Origin of the sequence: Seminibacterium arietis, from assembly GCF_042675725.1 — a bacterium.
Classification (GTDB): Bacteria; Pseudomonadota; Gammaproteobacteria; order Enterobacterales; family Pasteurellaceae; genus Seminibacterium; species Seminibacterium arietis.
The window spans coordinates 78059-96925 of the sequence record NZ_JBHTJN010000011.1 but is presented as its reverse complement, the minus strand read 5'-3'; the positions used below and the strand labels follow the sequence as shown (position 1 = coordinate 96925).

19 protein-coding genes, 1 tRNA gene and 1 pseudogene are annotated in these 18867 nt (G+C 35.1%); 12 read left to right on the top strand and 9 right to left on the bottom strand.

What is annotated here, in order from left to right; genetic code table 11:
• Positions 1-140 precede the first annotated feature (140 nt).
• From ACFQ02_RS06065 to ACFQ02_RS06055, 3 genes are all read left to right on the top strand, one after another.
• A tRNA-Ser gene (locus ACFQ02_RS06065) sits at positions 141-230 on the top strand.
• A 42-nt stretch (positions 231-272) separates the two neighbouring features.
• Positions 273-611: a topoisomerase DNA-binding C4 zinc finger domain-containing protein gene (locus tag ACFQ02_RS06060; RefSeq protein WP_380820612.1), complete on the top strand. Its 339-nt coding sequence runs from the start codon at positions 273-275 to the stop codon at positions 609-611.
• Between the two features lie 305 nt (positions 612-916).
• Positions 917-1099, top strand: coding sequence for a ribbon-helix-helix protein, CopG family (locus ACFQ02_RS06055; RefSeq protein WP_380820609.1), 183 nt, complete (start codon positions 917-919; stop codon positions 1097-1099).
• A gap of 59 nt (positions 1100-1158) precedes the next feature.
• On the opposite strand, the pseudogene ACFQ02_RS06050 reads toward ACFQ02_RS06055, so the two are convergent.
• From ACFQ02_RS06050 to ACFQ02_RS06030, 5 genes and pseudogenes are all read right to left on the bottom strand, one after another.
• Positions 1159-1612, bottom strand: a pseudogene (locus tag ACFQ02_RS06050) (type II toxin-antitoxin system HicB family antitoxin).
• Positions 1613-1784: 172 nt separating this feature from the next.
• Positions 1785-2369 (bottom strand): division/outer membrane stress-associated lipid-binding lipoprotein, encoded by a 585-nt coding sequence (gene dolP / locus ACFQ02_RS06045; protein WP_380820606.1) that lies wholly within the window; start codon positions 2367-2369, stop codon positions 1785-1787.
• Between the two features lie 62 nt (positions 2370-2431).
• Positions 2432-3016 carry a D-sedoheptulose-7-phosphate isomerase gene (locus tag ACFQ02_RS06040; protein WP_380820603.1) on the bottom strand — a complete coding sequence of 195 codons (585 nt, stop codon included), beginning with the start codon at positions 3014-3016 and terminating at the stop codon, positions 2432-2434.
• A 5-nt stretch (positions 3017-3021) separates the two neighbouring features.
• Positions 3022-3381, bottom strand: coding sequence for a YraN family protein (locus ACFQ02_RS06035; RefSeq protein WP_380820600.1), 360 nt, complete (start codon positions 3379-3381; stop codon positions 3022-3024).
• A 1-nt stretch (position 3382) separates the two neighbouring features.
• On the bottom strand, positions 3383-5110 hold the full coding sequence (locus tag ACFQ02_RS06030) for a penicillin-binding protein activator (RefSeq protein ID WP_380820597.1): 1728 nt from the start codon (positions 5108-5110) through the stop codon (positions 3383-3385).
• 77 nt (positions 5111-5187) lie between these two features.
• On the opposite strand from ACFQ02_RS06030, the gene rsmI reads away from it, so the two are divergent.
• From rsmI to dapD, 5 genes are all read left to right on the top strand, one after another.
• Entirely contained in the window at positions 5188-6033 is an 846-nt protein-coding gene (gene rsmI, locus ACFQ02_RS06025) for a 16S rRNA (cytidine(1402)-2'-O)-methyltransferase (protein ID WP_380820594.1), read from the top strand.
• A gap of 73 nt (positions 6034-6106) precedes the next feature.
• On the top strand, positions 6107-6730 hold the full coding sequence (locus ACFQ02_RS06020) for an L-threonylcarbamoyladenylate synthase (protein WP_380820591.1): 624 nt from the start codon (positions 6107-6109) through the stop codon (positions 6728-6730).
• A 62-nt stretch (positions 6731-6792) separates the two neighbouring features.
• Positions 6793-7785 (top strand): 23S rRNA pseudouridine(2605) synthase RluB, encoded by a 993-nt coding sequence (rluB, locus tag ACFQ02_RS06015; RefSeq protein WP_380821011.1) that lies wholly within the window; start codon positions 6793-6795, stop codon positions 7783-7785.
• Positions 7786-7842: 57 nt separating this feature from the next.
• Positions 7843-8814: an HTH-type transcriptional regulator CysB gene (gene cysB, locus ACFQ02_RS06010; RefSeq protein ID WP_380820588.1), complete on the top strand. Its 972-nt coding sequence runs from the start codon at positions 7843-7845 to the stop codon at positions 8812-8814.
• Between the two features lie 126 nt (positions 8815-8940).
• Positions 8941-9768: a 2,3,4,5-tetrahydropyridine-2,6-dicarboxylate N-succinyltransferase gene (gene dapD, locus ACFQ02_RS06005; protein ID WP_380820584.1), complete on the top strand. Its 828-nt coding sequence runs from the start codon at positions 8941-8943 to the stop codon at positions 9766-9768.
• Positions 9769-9924: 156 nt separating this feature from the next.
• Here dapD and metC read toward each other — a convergent pair whose 3' ends face one another.
• Positions 9925-11097, bottom strand: a complete 1173-nt coding sequence (gene metC / locus ACFQ02_RS06000; protein ID WP_380821008.1) for a cystathionine beta-lyase — start codon at positions 11095-11097, stop codon at positions 9925-9927.
• Between the two features lie 176 nt (positions 11098-11273).
• Here metC and ACFQ02_RS05995 point away from each other — a divergent pair, with 176 nt between their 5' ends.
• A complete protein-coding gene (locus ACFQ02_RS05995; RefSeq protein WP_380820581.1) occupies positions 11274-11876 on the top strand; it encodes a peroxiredoxin C in 603 nt (200 codons plus the stop codon).
• Positions 11877-12079: 203 nt separating this feature from the next.
• On the opposite strand, the gene sfsA is transcribed toward ACFQ02_RS05995, so the two are convergent.
• Entirely contained in the window at positions 12080-12796 is a 717-nt protein-coding gene (gene sfsA, locus ACFQ02_RS05990) for a DNA/RNA nuclease SfsA (RefSeq protein WP_380820578.1), read from the bottom strand.
• A gap of 238 nt (positions 12797-13034) precedes the next feature.
• On the opposite strand from sfsA, the gene pntA reads away from it, so the two are divergent.
• Entirely contained in the window at positions 13035-14567 is a 1533-nt protein-coding gene (gene pntA / locus ACFQ02_RS05985) for a Re/Si-specific NAD(P)(+) transhydrogenase subunit alpha (protein ID WP_380820574.1), read from the top strand.
• Between the two features lie 10 nt (positions 14568-14577).
• Positions 14578-16020, top strand: a complete 1443-nt coding sequence (gene pntB / locus ACFQ02_RS05980; RefSeq protein ID WP_380820571.1) for a Re/Si-specific NAD(P)(+) transhydrogenase subunit beta — start codon at positions 14578-14580, stop codon at positions 16018-16020.
• An 84-nt stretch (positions 16021-16104) separates the two neighbouring features.
• Here pntB and ACFQ02_RS05975 read toward each other — a convergent pair whose 3' ends face one another.
• Together ACFQ02_RS05975 and ACFQ02_RS05970 are read right to left on the bottom strand one after the other, a co-directional pair.
• Positions 16105-17367, bottom strand: a complete 1263-nt coding sequence (locus ACFQ02_RS05975) for an inorganic phosphate transporter (protein WP_380820568.1) — start codon at positions 17365-17367, stop codon at positions 16105-16107.
• A 25-nt stretch (positions 17368-17392) separates the two neighbouring features.
• Entirely contained in the window at positions 17393-18073 is a 681-nt protein-coding gene (locus tag ACFQ02_RS05970) for a TIGR00153 family protein (protein ID WP_380820565.1), read from the bottom strand.
• Between the two features lie 176 nt (positions 18074-18249).
• On the opposite strand from ACFQ02_RS05970, the gene ACFQ02_RS05965 reads away from it, so the two are divergent.
• Positions 18250-18849: a CYTH domain-containing protein gene (locus tag ACFQ02_RS05965; protein WP_380820562.1), complete on the top strand. Its 600-nt coding sequence runs from the start codon at positions 18250-18252 to the stop codon at positions 18847-18849.
• The last annotated feature ends 18 nt before the right edge of the window (positions 18850-18867 follow it).

Genomic DNA, 18867 nt, shown 5'->3' with positions numbered 1-18867 from the left:
TCAATTAAGTTCAGTAATTTTTTATCTGATGGGAGTGATTTTTATCCTATGTGTATAAACAATCAGCTTTTGTTTTTATAATATATTAATTTTGATTTACTCGAACAAAAATTTATATTATATTATCCTTTCAGATAAATGGAGGAATGGTCGAGTGGTTGAAGGCACCGGTCTTGAAAACCGGCGAGGGTTTACGCCCTCCGTGAGTTCGAATCTCACTTCCTCCGCCATTCTTTAGCATGAAACCGCAAGTTATTTGTTTGAGATAGAGCTTGCGGTTTTTTATTTTCTGCTATTCTACTTTAATCAATTACTTACCTGATATTTTGACTTATCCTGATATGACGGCTTTGTGGTTCGAGCAGCAGCGAGAGATAGAACAAGATAATTTGACTGTAAACGAGTTTTTAGACGGTATTGAAAAATTCATTGAAGAACAATTAAATCAAGCTGAAAACATCAAAATAGAAGCAAAAGGCGAGCCGTGCGAGTGTGGAAAAGGTGTTTTAGTATTGAGAAGATCAGAAAAAGGCTCATTTTTCGCTTGTTCAGCTTATCCAGCATGCAAAATAACACTTTCAGCATTAAATAATGCCCCAATCACAGAATAAAAAAAGACAGCTCAAACAATCAGCAAACAATAAAAAAGCCCTTAAAAATCAAGGGCTTTTAATAAAAAATGCTTGCAAGCATCAGTAAACCGATGTATAATATAATCACTTTCAAGAAAGGCTTGAAAGTGAGTGTAAGGCTGATTCCTTGCGTAATTCGAAGAGATTAAAAAGATGAAATATTTAATATTAATTCTAATAATCTTTTTGTTAGTTTATAGCACCCCTGCTTACTAACAAAAAATAAATGATGAGGGAGAGAAATCCCCTCATCTCTTCGAATAATCAAATAATAGGATTTTTATATGGCATTGTCAACAAATGAAATAAAAGCACGTTCAGACAAAAAAAGAGGCGTGAAAGCACAAGCCTACAAATTACCGATCACGGTAGTGAATGAGATTAAGCAATTGGCGGAGCAACACGGCATACCGCAAAACCAATTAATCATTCAAGCCGTTGAACTATTTAAAAAATCAAAAGGGTGATATAATATTCACTCAAATACCGTATAAAGCCTATTTAAAAATAGGCTTTTTTTTGCCGTTTAGAAAGAACAGGAAGAAACACTAGAATGCGAAAACAACTCTTTTTGAGCAGCTATCGCAAGAAAATGACTACGGTCTCTATATAGAGAATTGTTGGCAACTCTATTATCAATACTACTCAATAGATATTGAGATAGGCTAATATTTAACCGTTATTTTTTCAAGGAAGTCAGATATATCAATATCAACTAATAACCATAAATTACAATGTTTATAATCTTCCTGTTTTTTATATTCATTAACTCCTAAATCTTTGATAGTCGAAAAATCAAACCCCGTTTCCGTCATATCTTCCAGTACAGAGTGAATGGCGTCAGTAACCGCAGGTAAAATATCATTAAATTCATCAACGGCACTAACACAACTGTAAAGCTCATTAGATAATGCAGGTACATAAAGACCTATTGCAGTTTTCTCATTTTCAGGATTTTCAATACCAATAGTAAATAACATAGCAAGCTCCTTATTAAGCTAGCGGAGCTAAAGCCCCGCTGCTTTTTTAAGAAAAGGATAAATAGCTCTAAAGGGTTGGCTGCAAGCCTATAAAAACAGCCACTAAAAATAACGTGATGTTTGTAACACACTGAAATATTAAATAAATTTAAGATATAATTTATTTGCTCATTTAATTTAAGTAATTAAACACTTTAACTACTTTTGATACGCCAGAAACTCTACGAGCTATTTCTGTAGCGGCATCGGCTTGTTGCTGTGTAAGATTTCCCATTAGAAAAACTTCATTATTTTCAGTGATAACTTTAACATCGGTGGCTTTTACACCAGTTGATGTAGTAAATATTTTTGTTTTGATTTGAGTAGTAATCCAGCTATCTTTGCTTATTTGAGTAAATGGGATTTTTTTGCCCAAGCGAATTTCATTGTAAATTTTTTTTGTTCCTTCAACACCTTCAGTAAGTTGAGTGGCAAGCTCTTTCAAATTATGGTTGGGAACTTGTCCAATTAATAAAACTTGTCCACTATAGGAAACCACATTAATACGGGCTTCAGTTTTTAACTGTTGGTCTTTATTGATTGCGAATAAAATTTTTTCTTCTAAAGTTTCATCATCAATTTGTGTACCCACTGTACGAGGATCTGTGGCAACTTTTGTGGCTACAGCAACTGTTGTCCCAACTACAGCGGCACAGCCTTGTAACAAAATAGCTGCACCAAGAATTAAAGCATATTTTTTTAGCTGATTTGTTTTCATTTGTTAATCCCTTTAGGCTGATAAATGTTGAATGTAATATTTGCTTAATTCTAACTTAAAATTTAAGTATGAGGAAATAAAGTATAGTCAATTAACTCACAGATTGTATTTACGATAAATAAATGATGTTCCAAAATACGACTTTCTTTTTTACAAGGTACAGTAATTTTTAAGTCATTCTCTGTCAAGAAACCTTGAATGTAATCATTATCTGCACCAGTGAAAACTATGACATTAATTTCTTTATTTAGTGCTGCATTTATTGTTTCTAAAATCATTTCTTCGTTACCAAAAGGAGAAAATGCAACCAAAATATCGCCTTGCTGTGCTACAGCATGAAACTGTCGTTGATAGAAATTAGCGATTCGATTATCAGAAACAATAGCAGAGCCTACCGCACTATCAAGGCTTAGTAAAACTGATGGGAAACTTGGTCGTTCTATTTCATAGCGATGTAATAAGTTAGCAACTAATAGTTGAGCGTTGATGTAAGATCGACCATGACCACATACAATAATTTTATGACCTTGTAAAAGGCAATCTACAATACGTTGTGCTGCTTGAGAAATACACTCAGGTAGTAAGCTAGAAGCGGAAATATGAGTCTGTATACTATTGGAATATAAATCTGTAATTTTTTGTAACATATTAATTAATCAAGAAAATTATAAAACCATTGAATATCATTTGCATTTTTACCAAAAGCAATGAGATCGAAACGACAGTCGGTGTCTTCTAAACTGCGGTCGTATTTTGCTAGCCAAAGAGCCGCACTATCAAGCCATTTTTGCTGTTTTTGCCAATCTACACTGTCTACAGCTGAGCCAAAGCAATTATTTTTTCGTTGGCGAACTTCAACAAAGACAATAGTTTCACCTTCTTGCATAATTAGATCAAGTTCACCACACTTAAAATATTGATTAGCGGCAATAAAAGTTAATCCTTTTGATTCCAAAAAGAGACGGGCTTGATGTTCAAACTCCGCCCCTTGACTGCGTCTAGATGAACTCATATTAGTAATTTAATACCGCAATTGCTGCATTTTGATACTGAAACCAAGTCATATTGCGTTCGATATTGCAATTTGGTCCAGCACTTAAAGTACCAGTTAAACCATCAATTTTAAAACCAGGTACTTGGCGTAACTCATTAAACTGATTAATTAACAACCATGCATCTGAACCCATAGCGTAAAGACGCATAAGTGAATAATCTCCTCCAGTTAATGAAATAATTCGGCTATATTGATCTGTGTTCATATCTTTGAATAATGGAATATCACTAAAAGTTAGCCCATTCATTAATAAACGAAATTCTGGTCCATTATTAAACGAATTGACTCGTGATGTTGCATAAAGTTTTAAGTGTGGTGCGTTATTATCAATTACAGTTTTGAGTTCTGTTAATTGTGCTGGCGTTGCTACGATATATACCGCTTGCGTTTCATTTAGACCTGATTGTAGTGCGGTAATAATATCTTCCGCTTGATTATAAAATTTAGTATCTACATCAGTAGCAGAAAGTTGTTGCCAGCGTACATTGAAAGCGGAAGCAGAACGTTGCCCTAGGTCGTTTTGAGGCATGATCAGTAGTGGTTTTCGAATATTGTCTTGCCAAATTCTATCAGCAGCAGATTCAGCTTCATCTTCAGGAGACAATCCATAGTAGCAAAGTTGTCCAACTGCTCTTGAATTTGCAGTTGAATTTAAAGCTAATATATTGAGTCCTTGTACTAATTGGGGTTCATTTAAAAGGGTATCGACATTTTTTTTCAGTAATGGTCCCACTACAGCAGTGATTCCTTGTTGTTTAATTTGAGTCATAATACTATCTATTGGTGTTGTGATAGTATCAAATACTTGAATTTGAACAGGTGAAGCTCCTCGAGCGTCATCAAACCCTTGCTTAATTATTTGTCCAATTTGTTGACCATTTCCACTGAGAGGTAGCAATAAAGCAACTTGATTAAAACCTGTTGGTTTAAAATCAAATAATCCTTTTAATTCAGTTGGGAACAAGTAAGCGGCAGTGTGATTTGGATAGAGATTTCGCCATTGTTGTAATGACTGTATCAAAGTTGCTGGCTGATTAATATTATCATTGTACGTTTTAGTGAGAGCCAGCCAACCACCTAGAGCGATGTTACCTTCTGCTTGAGCATTGGCTATAACACCCTTATTGGTTTTGCGTAGCAACGCCCAAGTGCGGTCATTATTTTGCTGTTTTCGTTGATTATCAGTCAAAAAATTATCTACTATGATTCGAGCTTTTACTGCTTCAATGGGCTGATTACGGTTTTCTGCAATGCGAGCAACGATAAGATAGTAACGAGATTTTTGTGAATTGCTCAATGAAGATAAATTAATAGTTTTTAGATTATTTTCTGCTATTTTGTTATTCTTTTTGATAGCTAAAATATGAGATTCAACGAGAGTTTTATCTAATAATTGTTCTGGTTTTAGATTGTTTAACTCATTTAACAAGGCTTCAGCTTGCAAAATTTTATTTTCAGTGACTAACACTCGAGCTGCAAGTAATTTATAAGTTTGCTTATCTTCTAGATTTTGAGTTTGTGCAATTTTATTGAGGTAAAAATCAGAGTTTGCATTGGCATCATTTTTTAAAACATTAGTAAATGCACTGTCAAACAAACTTAAATGAGTACAGCCGCTAAGAAAAAGAATTAATAAAAAAAGGATTAATCGATTTTTTAAATTTATGGGTTGTAATAAAATAGGCATAATGACTCCATTACTAAGAACAATTATAGAGATCTTACTTATCTCAATAATTAAAAGCAAATAAAAGACGTTAAAAAATGAATAAATCAATAGGAAACTTGTATATTGTTGCTACACCGATAGGAAATTTGCAAGATATAACTCAACGGGCGTTAACTATTTTTAGCGAAGTAGATTTAATTGCTGCCGAAGATACTCGCCATAGTGGATTGCTGTTAAATTATTATGGGATAAAAAAAGCTTTTTTTTCTCTACATGATCATAATGAACAACAGAGAACGGCATTATTAGTAGATAAATTAAAGCAGGGTATGAATGTTGCGTTAATTTCTGATGCTGGAACACCTTTGATTAGTGATCCAGGATTCCATTTGGTGAGAAAATGTCGTCAAGAAGGTATTAAAGTGATTCCACTGCCAGGAGCTTGTGCTGCCATTAGTGCTTTATGCGTATCTGGTATTGCCTCTGACAGATTTTGTTTTGAAGGTTTTTTGCCAGCGAAAGAGAAAGCACGTTGTGATAGGCTAAAAAATCTTGCAAAAGAAGACCGCACTTTGATTTTTTATGAGTCAACTCATCGCATTTTAAATACGCTGGTTGATATGGAAAAGATTTTTGGAGCAGAACGCTATATTGTGTTAGCGAGAGAAATGACTAAAACTTGGGAATCAGTGCATGGAGATTGTCTTGGTGATTTGCGTAAATGGTTAGAAGAAGAACCCAATCGGATAAAGGGCGAAATCGTTTTAGTAGTTGAAGGTAAAACAAGTTCTGAAGAACAAGAAATTTCTCCACAAGCAGAAAAAGCCTTACGTTTAATTGCACAGGAATTGCCACTTAAAAAAGCTGCCGCTATTGTTGCCGAGCTTTACGATTGTAAAAAAAATGCTCTATATCGTTTTGGGTTATCATATTTAGCGTAGAAAAATCATTATTTAGAGTAAGTATATAAAGTTTATTGTTATAATGTAGCAATATAATCAGGGGAGCATGACTATGAGTCAATTTTTTTATATTCATCAGGAAAATCCTCAAGTACGCTTGATTCATCAGGCAGTTGAGATTTTGCGTAAAGGAGGAGTGATTGTTTATCCAACAGACTCGGGTTACGCTTTAGGCTGTATGTTGGGAAATAAACATGCTATGGATCGTATCGTCGCAATTCGTAAGTTACCAGAGGGACATAATTTTACTTTAGTTTGTAGTGATTTATCAGAATTATCTACTTATTCACTAGTAACTAATCGAGCGTATCGTCTAATTAAAAATAATACACCAGGAAGTTATACTTTTATCCTCACCGCAACTAAAGAGCTGCCACGTCGTTTGATGACATCGAAGCGAAAGACGATTGGTATACGAGTTCCCAATAATCAAATTGCACTGGATTTATTGAAAGAATTAGGCGAGCCGATCTTGTCTTGTTCATTGATGCTACCAGGTGAGGAATATATCACTCAGTCTGATCCAGAAGAAATTAGAGAACGTTTAGAACATCAGGTAGAATTGATAATTCATGGGGGCTACTTAGATCAGAGACCAACAACAGTAGTTGATCTGACCGAAGATACGCCAGTTATTTTGCGAGAAGGTAGTGGCCCAATTACCCCCTTTATTTAATGAATAATAAGACGCTTGTGAAAGCGACGGAGAAAAAAATGAAGACATATAAAACCAAATCTATCCCTAAAAAGTTAAATTCAAAACAATTTAATTCGTCTGGGAAGACAGGCAAGTCGGCAGAAAAACAGTCCCAAAGTGTAAGTAAACTTAAAATCGCTAAATCAACACGAAAATCAGAAGCTTTAAGTGCGACAATCAAAGGTGAAAAGCTGCAAAAAGTGCTAGCTAGAGCAGGTCAAGGAGCTAGACGAGAAATAGAAACAATGATTGAAGCAGGACGTATCAGTGTTAATGGAAAAGTTGCAACTTTAGGGGATCGTATAGATGTTAACAACTCAATAGTTGTTCGTATTGATGGGCATATTGTGAATTTATCGCCTTCTCAAAAAGATATTTGTCGAGTACTAATGTACTATAAACCAGAGGGAGAGGTTTGCACTCGTCACGATCCTCAGGGAAGAGCAACAGTGTTTGATCGATTACCAAAATTAACTGGATCTCGTTGGATTGCAGTCGGGCGATTAGACATCAATACTTCAGGCTTATTATTATTTACTACTGATGGTGAATTGGCAAATCGTTTAATGCATCCAAGCATGGAAGTAGAACGAGAATATTCTGTGCGAGTATTCGGTCAAGTAGACGATGCAATGTTAAATCGTTTGAAAAAAGGTGTCCAGTTAGAAGATGGATTAGCAAATTTTAAAACAATCAAAGCTGTTGGTGGAATGGGGATTAATCAATGGTTTGATGTGGTATTAACAGAAGGTAGAAATAGAGAAGTTAGACGTTTGTGGGAATCCCAAGGAATTCAAGTTAGTCGCTTAATTCGTATTCGTTACGGTAATATCCGACTAATGAAATCATTGCCACGAGGTGGCTGGGAGGAAATGAATTTAGAAAATGTGAATTATTTACGTGAATTAGTTGGACTACCAGCAGAAACACAGAGTAAATTGGATTTAACTAAACAACGTCGTCCAAAAACAGGACAAATACGTAAAGCAGTTAAACGTTATCAAGAATTAACGAAACGTTATAAAAAACAGTAGAATCTAGTCGCATTAAATAAGCAAAATAATAAAGTGCGGTTCATTTTAGGAGTATTTATGAAAATACAACAGCTACGTTATATTGTTGAAATAGTTAATCAAAACTTAAATGTGACAGAAGCTGCACATACATTATTTACTTCGCAACCAGGTATCAGTAAACAAGTTCGTCTGCTTGAAGATGAACTTGGATTAGAGATTTTTGAGCGTAATGGTAAGCATATTAAATCGCTTACTCCTGCTGGGAAAAAAATAGTCTCAATTTCTCGCGAGTTATTGGTAAAAGTACAAAGTATTAAGTCTGTAGCAAGCGAATATACTCAACCGAATAAAGGTATATTACGAATCGCTACAACCAATACACAAGCTCGTTATGTTTTACCTTCGGTGATAGAACGTTTTTCTAAGCGTTATCCTGAAGTTAGTTTGCATATTCATCAAGGATCACCGACTCAGATTTATGATGCATTGCTTGCTGATGAAGTTGATCTTGCAATTGCTACAGAAGCGCAATATTTGTTTGATGATGTTATTTTGTTACCATGTTACATGTGGAACCGTTCAGTTATTGTGCCAAAAGAGCATCCTCTTACAAAGATCCAATGTTTAACTATTGAAGAATTAGCTAACTATCCTTTAGTCACTTATACCTTTGGATTTACTGGAAGTTCAGATTTAGACTATGCTTTTAATAATGCGGGACTATTGCCGAATATCGTGCTTACTGCAACAGATGCAGACGTAATCAAAACTTATGTACGTTTAGGGTTAGGCGTAGGAATTATGGCATCTATGGCATATGCTGATAGCGATTTTGATTTAGTATCGATTCCAGCCATACATTTGTTTCGTCCCAGTATGACCCAAATTGCTTTTAAGCATAGTATTTTTTTACGTAATTACATGTATGATTTTATTAATCATTTTTCACCTCATTTAACGCGTCCGTTAGTTGAGCAAGCAGAAAAATTACGTGATAATATGGCTGTCAAAAAGTTATTTGAAGCAGTACAACTAGAAGTGCGGTAAACACTTGCAACAAGTTTATAGAAGATAATGTGTTGTACTACTTGTGTTATATTTCAGTTTATTTTTTTATGGTGCATGTGTAGAATAGTCTGAGAACTAGAGTAAACATTTTATAGGGAAGGAAATATGTCAAGTTTACAATCTATTATTGAATCGGCTTTTGAACGCCGTGCTGAAATTACACCAAAAACTGTTGATGAACAGACTCGAGTAGCGGTGGAAACAGTGTTAGAAGGGCTAGATAGTGGAAAATATCGTGTTGCTGAAAAGATTGATGGTAATTGGGTTACTAATCAATGGTTAAAGAAAGCCGTGCTTTTATCTTTTCGTATTAAAGATAATCAAATAGTTGATGGTGCCGAAACTAAGTATTATGACAAAGTGCCGTTAAAATTTGCAGATTATACTGAAGAGCGTTTTCAGCAAGAAGGTTTTAGAGTTGTTCCATCGGCTACTGTCCGTAAAGGTGCTTTTATCGCTAAAAATGTTGTTTTGATGCCATCTTATGTAAATGTGGGAGCCTATGTTGGCGAAGGTAGTATGGTGGATACTTGGGCAACGGTAGGATCTTGTGCTCAAATTGGAAAAAATGTACATCTATCAGGTGGTGTAGGGATTGGCGGTGTATTAGAACCTTTACAAGCTAATCCTACAATTATCGGTGATAATTGCTTCATTGGTGCAAGATCAGAAATTGTAGAGGGCGTAATTGTTGAAGATGGCTGTGTAATTTCGATGGGCGTGTTCATCGGACAAAGTACTAAAATCTATGATCGAGAGACGGGCGAAATTTTTTATGGTCGTGTACCAGCTGGTTCGGTAGTGGTTTCAGGTAGCCTACCATCAAAAGATGGTAAATATAGTCTTTACTGTGCAGTTATTGTTAAGAAAGTTGATGCAAAAACACTTGGAAAAGTAGGAATTAATGAATTACTGCGAACTATTGATGAATAACTAAAAGTTATTAACATTGTCAAAAAAGGCGGTTATTCCGCCTTTTTTAATAGAAAAAATTGAATAAGTTACTCTGAAAGCCAAGTGAGATAATATATTTAAATCTGCGAATTATAAAAAGCTACCGCTTTTTATGCGACTCTTCTATCAATATATCTATAGTAATCTTTCAAATCCTGCTTTAAGGTCAGCAATAAGTTCGTCAACATTTTCTAGTCCCACATGAATACGGACTAGTGTACCAGTGATTTTACGCTTAATATTAGGGCGAATTTTAGAGATTTCTTCAGGTTGATTGTACAAAATTAAAGATTCAAATCCTCCCCATGAATATGCCATACTAAACAGCTCAAAATGATTCATAAAATTTTCTAACTGAAGTGTGGTGAGTTTTTGCTTTAATTCGAAAGAAAATAAACCGCTTGCTCCAGTGAAAGTTTGTTTAAAATTTTCATGACCAGGGCAACTTGGTAGAGCAGGATGGTATACTGCTTTTACTTCAGATCGCTGACTTAACCATTGAGCTATTTTTATACTGTTTTCTTCATGTTGTCGTAGACGTAATGCTAAAGTGCGGATTCCTTTTGCTGTATTGTAAGCGGTATCAGCATCAACCATTTGTCCCATCAAATAAGAATGTTCTCGTAATTGATTCCAGCACCGCTTATTTGATACAGCCGTACCAATCATTGAATCAGAATGTCCTACTAAATATTTTGTTCCAGCTTGGATAGAAATATCTACGTCATACTGAAGTGGGTTAAAAAACAGCCCAGCACTCCAAGTGTTATCCATCATAATCACAATATTGGGATTTTTTGACCGCACTTTTTTTACAATAGCTGGCACATCAGGAACTTCCATTGTAAGAGAACTAGGAGATTCTAAAAAAACAACCTTAGTATTTGATTGAATCAAGTCGATAATATTCTCACAATCAAGGGGATCATAATAAGTAGTGGATACTCCTATTTTTTGTAAAATAACATTACAAAAATCTTGTGTTGGCTCATAGGCGGCTCCACTCATTAAAATATGATCACCAGTAGCTACGAAAGATAGTATACTATTTGTAACCGCAGCAGCTCCACACGGATATAAATAACAGCCCGCTCCGCCTTCTAGATCACACATTAAATCTTGCAAAGCAAAATGTGTGAGTGTCCCTCTCCGTCCATAAAATAATGCTTTGTTAGCCCGATTCTGTGTTGCTTGATTTTTTTCTTCTATAGAATTAAATACTAAAGAGGATGCTCTTTGAATGACTGGATTTACGCTGCCCATTGTCCATTTTCTATTACGTCCACTATGGATTAATTGAGTTTGCATAGAGTATGATTTTTTCATAAAAATTCTCTTTTTTATTTTTTTAATTAGAATAATTAATTTAATAGACAAAAACAACTATTCAAGCATGATTAATTTTCATAAAATACAGCCACTATTTTGTAGCGATTTATCTACAAGATGGCGTAATTTAAAATCGTTTTTTACAGGAGATTTATATGGTATTAGTAACTCGTCAAGCACCTGATTTTAACGCTGCTGCAGTATTAGGAAATGGTGAAATTGTTGATAATTTTAACTTCAAAAAACATATTTCTGGTAAAGCGGCAGTTGTGTTTTTCTACCCATTAGACTTTACTTTTGTTTGCCCTTCAGAGTTAATTGCATTTGATCATCGTTACAAAGAGTTTCAAGCTCGTGGTGTGGAAGTTGTAGGTGTATCTATTGATTCACAATATACTCATAACGCATGGCGTAATACTGAAACAGATAAAGGTGGTATCGGTCAAGTTCAATATGCTTTAGTTGCAGACGTTAAGCACGAAATTGCACAAGCATTTGGTATTGAGCATCCAGAAGCTGGTGTAGCTTTACGTGCATCTTTCTTAATCGACAAAAATGGAATCGTGCGTCACCAAGTAGTTAACGATCTTCCATTAGGTCGCAATATTGATGAAATGTTACGCATGGTTGATGCATTGCAATTCCATGAAGAACATGGTGATGTTTGTCCTGCTCAATGGGAAAAAGGGAAAGAAGGAATGAAAGACAACCCTGAAGGTGTTGCAAAATATTTAAAACAAAATGCTGATAAGCTTTAATTCATTCTAAAATAATAGATGAGCCACACTTGTTGTGGCTTTTTTTATAACAAAAAAAGCAGCGTCTCTTTTGTGGGGGGAGAGACGCTGAAAAATGTTGGAGTGATTACCTATTATTGTTTTAACGGTTTAGATGATAATGCTTCTCAATAATGATGTCAATAATTTAATGAAAATAATTCTCAAAATATTTTAAATTTACCTTATTTAAGGTAAGGCACTGAGTTTGTCAGGAAAAGTGCGGTCGGTTTGTCGTGTGAAAATTCAAACTTTCCTGCATAAGCATAAACCTCAACACCTTGATGAATAGCTTTTTGTAGTAATTTTGCATATTCAGGATCAATATATTCAGCAATTTTAAATTGATTAAAACCGTCATGTAGACCAGCAAAAAAAATTACAGCTCTATAGCCTTGCTGTTTCATCGCTATTAATTCACGTAAGTGTTTTTGTCCTCTAGTAGTGACAGCATCAGGAAACATGCCAAGAGAATTTTTTACTAGTGTAACTGATTTAACTTCTAAGTAGCAGTCAGGCAAGTTTTTTCCTTTCAATAGAAAATCAATGCGACTATTTTCTGTGCCATATTTTACTTCAGGTAAAATCTCGTCATAGTCTGCAAGTTCCTTAATAACTTTATTTTGTAACGCTTCTAAAGTTAATTGATTTGATCTATGAGTGTTAATACACACCATTTGCCCGTTTTGTAATTGAGTTAATTCCCAAGATTGAGGATACTTCCTTGTTTGACTATTAGAGTTTGAATACCAAATAATATCACCTTTTTCGCCACACCCTGTCATTGCACCTGTATTTGCACAATGAATAGTGCGTATGTCACCGTTGAGTAATTCTATATCAGCTAAAAAACGTTTGTAACGACGAATTAACACGGCTGATTCTAATGGTGGTAGTTGCATAATAAATAGTCCTTCAAAGTTATTTCAGGGGTAACATTGTACTGTTTTTTATTTAAAATAACTGGATAAATTTAATTAGTTTCATTTATTTAATTGAGAGGTACAAAAATTAGGTAAAAATTTTTTAATTTTACTTAATTAGTGATAGAGTTAAACAGATTTGACAATAGTCATATTTTTTATGGGTGAGCATTTCTTATTGCTCAAATTATTATTAACCAATTTTGAAGGAAACATTATGTTAATTGGTGTACCAAGAGAGCGGCTAGATAGTGAAAGTCGTGTGGCAGCGACGCCGAAGACGGTTCAGCAAATTTTAAAACTAGGTTTTGACGTAATTATTGAACAGGACGCTGGTTTTAAAGCTAGTTTTGAAAACAATGCGTTTATTGATGCTGGAGCGAAAGTTGGCACCGCAGAAGAAGTCTACAGTGCTGATATTATATTTAAAGTAAATGCCCCGACAGATGATGAAATTGCAATGATTAAAGATGGAGCAACTTTAGTCAGTTTTATTTACCCAGCTCAAAATACTGAGTTAATGAAAAAGTTATCTGCTAAAAAAATTAATGTATTAGCAATGGATGCTGTACCTCGTATTTCAAGAGCTCAATCACTAGACGCATTAAGCTCAATGGCGAATATTGCAGGGTATCGTGCGGTTGTGGAAGCAGCTCATGAATTTGGTAGTTTTTTTACAGGGCAAATTACAGCCGCAGGTAAAGTTCCACCAGCTAAAGTGTTGGTAATTGGTGCGGGAGTTGCAGGCTTAGCAGCTATTGGAGCTGCAAATAGTTTAGGTGCCATTGTACGTGCGTTTGATTCTCGTCCAGAAGTTAAAGAGCAAGTAGAAAGTATGGGGGCATCATTCCTTGAATTAGATTTTAAAGAGGAAGGTGGGAGTGGAGATGGCTATGCTAAAGTCATGTCTGAAGAATTCAACCGACGGGCTTTAGCACTTTATGCTGAACAAGCAAAAGAAGTGGATATTATTATCACTACTGCATTAATACCAGGTAAACCTGCTCCACGTTTGATTACTAAAGAAATGGTTGATTCAATGAAGCCAGGATCAGTTATTGTTGATTTAGCTGCGGCAACAGGTGGTAATTGTGAATATTCTAAGGCTGGTGAGGTAGTAATTACTAGCAATCAAGTGAAAGTTATTGGATATACTGATTTACCAAGTCGTTTACCAACACAATCTTCTCAACTTTATGGTACAAACTTAGTTAATTTATTGAAATTACTATGTAAAGAAAAAGATGGTAATATTGATATTAATTTTGATGATGTAGTACTGCGTGGTGTAACTGTGATTCGAGATGGAGAAGTTACATGGCCAGCTCCACCTATTCAAGTATCTGCACAACCGCAACAAAAACCGACCGCACTTGTTACTGAGAAGAAAGAAACAAAGCCAGTAAATCCCAATATTAAATATGCTGTAATGGCAGTAGTTGCTATGTTATTTCTATGGTTGGGTTCGGTGATGCCTGCCGCATTTCTATCTCACTTTACTGTATTTGTGCTAGCTTGTGTAGTTGGTTATTACGTAGTGTGGAATGTTACACATGCCTTACATACACCTCTTATGTCAGTAACTAATGCAATTTCAGGAATTATTATTGTCGGAGCCGTGTTACAAATTGCTAAGGGTAATTCATTTATTAGTATTTTGGCGTTTATAGCGATTTTAGTGGCCGCGATCAATATTTTTGGTGGTTTTAAAGTTACACAGCGTATGCTCGCGATGTTTAGAAAAGGTTAAGGAGTAAATGATGTCTGAAGGTTTAGTACAAGCTGCATATATTATATCGGCATTACTTTTCATTATGAGCTTGGCAGGTCTTTCTAAACATGAAACTGCTAAAGCGGGTTGCCTATATGGCATTGTAGGTATGGCTATTGCATTAGTTGCAACTATTTTTAGCCACAATACAGATGGTCAAGGGTGGATCATTGTTGCAATGATAATTGGAGCTACTATTGGTATTCATCGTGCATTAAAAGTAGAAATGACAGAAATGCCAGAGTTAGTAGCAATTTTACATAGCTTTGTTGGGTTGGCAGCAGTCTTAGTCGGTTTTAATAGTTTTGGTTTACACGATATTACTCCATTTACTGCTCCTGATGGAATTAGTGGAGAAATGATGAATGCTGCTAAAGCTAAGTATTATGCTGAGCAAGCAGTATTAACTAATATTCATAATGTGGAAGTGTTTTTGGGGATTTTCATTGGAGCAGTAACTTTTACTGGATCAATCGTAGCATTTGGTAAATTGCGTGGTATTATCAATTCTAAAGCCTTAATGCTACCACATCGTCATAAACTTAATTTGACGGCTGTAATTGTATCTCTGTTATTAATGGTAGCTTTTTTAAACTCACCTGATAACATTTTCCCTGTTTTATTAATGACGATTATTGCACTAGCATTTGGTTGGCATTTAGTGGCATCAATTGGCGGTGCTGATATGCCAGTTGTAGTATCAATGCTTAATTCGTATTCTGGTTGGGCAGCAGCTGCTGCGGGCTTTATGTTAAGTAATGATCTATTGATAGTAACAGGGGCTTTAGTTGGATCATCTGGGGCGATTTTATCGTATATCATGTGCAAAGCAATGAACCGCTCTTTTATTAGTGTCATTGCAGGTGGATTTGGTAATGATGTTCAAATATCTAGTGATGAAGAGCAGGGAGAGCATCGAGAAACTACTGCAGAAGAAGTTGCTGAAATGTTAAAAAATGCAAGTTCTGTTATAATTACACCTGGCTACGGAATGGCTGTAGCTCAAGCCCAATATCCTGTTGCTGAAATTACGCAGAAATTACGTGAGCGTGGTGTAAATGTTCGTTTTGGTATTCACCCTGTGGCAGGGCGTTTGCCTGGACATATGAACGTATTACTCGCAGAGGCAAAAGTACCTTATGATGTAGTGCTAGAAATGGACGAAATTAACGACGATTTTGCAGAAACAGATGTAGTTTTAGTTATTGGTGCGAATGATACTGTAAATCCTGCGGCTATGGATGATCCAAATAGCCCGATTGCAGGTATGCCAGTATTAGAAGTGTGGAAAGCTGCGAATGTAATTGTGTTCAAACGCTCAATGGCGGTTGGCTACGCAGGGGTGCAAAATCCATTATTTTTCAAAGACAATACACAGATGCTTTTTGGTGATGCTAAGGAACGTGTAGAGGATATATTGAAGGCATTGTAAAAATAATAGAGACTAAGAAAAACCACTCAAAATTTGAGTGGTTTTAAAAATTTAAGACCTTAGCTATTTTTAATTAAGCGTTTTCTAAGTAAAAATAGCTTTGAGTATATAGAAAATAATTACAGCAAGAAAAGCACCTACAGGTAAAGTGATTATCCAAGAAGCAACAATATTACGGATTACAGAGAGATTAAGAGCTGCAATACCTCGAGCAAAACCAATACCTAAAATTGCTCCTACGAGTGTCTGAGTAGTAGAAATTGGTAATCCCGTTCCTGATGCTAAAACTACAGTGATAGCAGTAGCAAATTGAGCTGCAAAACCACGGCTTGGAGTGAGATCGGTAATTCCTGTACCTATAGTCGCCATTACTTTGTATCCCATCACGATTAAGCCAAGAGCAATTCCAGCTGCGCCTAACGGTAAAATCCACCAAGCAAGCGGACTTCTAGCCATAATTTCACCACCATTGTCTACAATAGAAACTACGGCAGAAAGAGGACCAATAGCATTAGCAACATCATTTGAACCATGGGCAAATGCCATTGCACAAGCAGTCAATAACATTAGAATGCTGAATATTTTTTCTACTCCACCGAAAGTTCCAGATCTTATTGTTTGTGCAAACTTCTCACTACGAAAGTAGAAGTAGCTTGCAACCACAGAAATCCCAGCAAGGATAGTAGAAATAATAGCTGTTTCAAAACCAGTTAAATGTAATCCAACGTGTTTAAGACCTTTTGTCATTGTGACCAAGGATAAAATTAATATAGTACAGCCCATGTAGTAAGGACCAAATTTTTGAGCATTCTCCAGTGGTTTTTCTGTATCAAAAATTAATTTTTGTGTACTGAAAAATATTCCATAAGCGACAATTCCTGCGATTACAGGTGTGATAAACCAGCTACCTACAATATTACGAATTTCGCTCCAGTCAACGGCCTGTTTGCCAACAGTTACGCAAGCAAAACCGACAATTGCCCCAATAATTGTATGAGTAGTTGAAACAGGCCAACCCATTTTAGAAGCAATTAATAACCATAAGCCAGATGAAAATAGAGCTGCCATCATGCCTAAAGCTAAAATTTCTGGATTAGCAACAAACTCCATTGGATTAATTACACCGCTTTTGATTGTTTCTGTTACTTCTCCACCTGCTAGATATGCACCAGCAGATTCAAAAATCATTGCGATGAAAATTGCTTGTTTAGCTGTAATCGTTCCAGAACCAACAGATGTTCCCATCGCATTTGATACATCATTTGCTCCTACACCAAATGCCATAAAAAAACCGAATACTGCAGTAACTAGGACAAGTAATGTGCCATATTCTTGAATAATTTCCATTGTTTAATCCTTTATGATGACAAAATTATGAGCGAGCTAACATTAACTCAATGCGAGAACCTACACGTTGTGCTTGGTCAGCAACAACTCCAACCCATTCTAAGATTTGATACAAAAAGATAACATCAACTGGATTGTATTGATCTTCTACTTTACGTAACATTTGGCGTAATTGAATTTGCATATGATCAGTATCATCTTCAATATCATCTAAAGCTTGAATCATGTCATTTACTAAATCTAATTCACGACCTTTGAAACCTGTTTCTAGCAATTTATCCATTTCATTGATAACTTTATTAGCTTGTTTCGCTGCATCTAAGTTACGACGAACAAATTTCATAAAATCCTCTTTCATTTCTTCAGGAAAAGAAAATTGACGTCCAATCATTCTTCCAGCGATGTCTTTGGAATAATTAGCAAGTTTATCTTGTTGGGTCACTAGTTCGAGTAGATCGACACGGTCAATTGGCATAAATAAACCGCGTGGTAATTTTAATCGAATTTCACGTTTTAAACTGTCTGCACGACGTTCAGTTTCTGAAATTTTATACCGCACTTCTTCAGCTTTTTCCCAATCTCCAGAAAATGTGTGCTCAAAAAATGCCACTAACAAATTACAGCATTCTGTTACTTTATTTGAGTGCCGCTGTAATGGCTTCAGAGGGGAATGAGCAAATAATCCTAAAATATGATTGACTGCCATAACAAACTCCTTATAAATGGTAGTAGTAATTTCTGCGAGCATATTACCTTATTTTTTAAAATAATTCATAAATTAATCGAAAAAAAGATGATTTAGAGCATAATATTGTTATATTTATCATTATTCACATGGCATTATAAAATAATATTATTATTGATTTAAAAGAGTTTTTTGAAATGAACGAAATTGAATTAAAATTGTTGATAACGGAAGAAAGTGCGGTCGATTTTATTAAAAAAATGGATTCATTTGCTTTTTTACAAAAGGAAGAACAATTTTTGACTAATTGTTATTATGATACTGCGGATAATTTTTTTGCTAGTCATAAAATGGGGTTAAGAGTTAGGGGAAAAAATCAACAGTTTGAATTAACGTTAAAAACAAATGGTGAAGTAGAAAATGGATTACACATTCGTTCTGAATATAATATCGCTTTAACTGATTCCACTCCAGATCTTAACAAGTTAGTGAAAAAGTACAATCTAGAGTTTGACTGGATAAATCTACCCTTATTACCAGTTTTTTCTACAGATTTTCATCGTACTATATGGTTAGTTAAAATGCCTAATTGTAGTGAAATTGAAATTGCATTAGATTTAGGGTGGATTTGTGCGGGAACAGTAAAAGAGAGAATTTGTGAAATTGAACTAGAATTAAAAAAAGGTGAAAAAGCAGATTTATTTTTACTTTTACAAAAGCTAAATTTAGTAGACGTAGCATTTTATGATTTAAGCAAAGCCCAACGAGGTTATGCCTTAGCAAAAAATTGTAATTAACTTATTATCAACCTAAAT

Coding starts and splice junctions, on each gene's coding strand:
- ACFQ02_RS06040 (WP_380820603.1), bottom strand. CDS start 3,016: ATGTTACAAAAAATTACAGATTTATATTCCAATAGTATACAGACTCAT.
- ACFQ02_RS05965 (WP_380820562.1), top strand. CDS start 18,250: ATGAACGAAATTGAATTAAAATTGTTGATAACGGAAGAAAGTGCGGTC.
- dapD (WP_380820584.1), top strand. CDS start 8,941: ATGTCAAGTTTACAATCTATTATTGAATCGGCTTTTGAACGCCGTGCT.
- ACFQ02_RS06055 (WP_380820609.1), top strand. CDS start 917: ATGGCATTGTCAACAAATGAAATAAAAGCACGTTCAGACAAAAAAAGA.
- cysB (WP_380820588.1), top strand. CDS start 7,843: ATGAAAATACAACAGCTACGTTATATTGTTGAAATAGTTAATCAAAAC.
- dolP (WP_380820606.1), bottom strand. CDS start 2,369: ATGAAAACAAATCAGCTAAAAAAATATGCTTTAATTCTTGGTGCAGCT.
- sfsA (WP_380820578.1), bottom strand. CDS start 12,796: ATGCAACTACCACCATTAGAATCAGCCGTGTTAATTCGTCGTTACAAA.
- pntA (WP_380820574.1), top strand. CDS start 13,035: ATGTTAATTGGTGTACCAAGAGAGCGGCTAGATAGTGAAAGTCGTGTG.
- ACFQ02_RS06020 (WP_380820591.1), top strand. CDS start 6,107: ATGAGTCAATTTTTTTATATTCATCAGGAAAATCCTCAAGTACGCTTG.
- pntB (WP_380820571.1), top strand. CDS start 14,578: ATGTCTGAAGGTTTAGTACAAGCTGCATATATTATATCGGCATTACTT.
- metC (WP_380821008.1), bottom strand. CDS start 11,097: ATGCAAACTCAATTAATCCATAGTGGACGTAATAGAAAATGGACAATG.
- ACFQ02_RS05970 (WP_380820565.1), bottom strand. CDS start 18,073: ATGGCAGTCAATCATATTTTAGGATTATTTGCTCATTCCCCTCTGAAG.
- ACFQ02_RS06030 (WP_380820597.1), bottom strand. CDS start 5,110: ATGCCTATTTTATTACAACCCATAAATTTAAAAAATCGATTAATCCTT.
- ACFQ02_RS05995 (WP_380820581.1), top strand. CDS start 11,274: ATGGTATTAGTAACTCGTCAAGCACCTGATTTTAACGCTGCTGCAGTA.
- rsmI (WP_380820594.1), top strand. CDS start 5,188: ATGAATAAATCAATAGGAAACTTGTATATTGTTGCTACACCGATAGGA.
- ACFQ02_RS06035 (WP_380820600.1), bottom strand. CDS start 3,381: ATGAGTTCATCTAGACGCAGTCAAGGGGCGGAGTTTGAACATCAAGCC.
- ACFQ02_RS05975 (WP_380820568.1), bottom strand. CDS start 17,367: ATGGAAATTATTCAAGAATATGGCACATTACTTGTCCTAGTTACTGCA.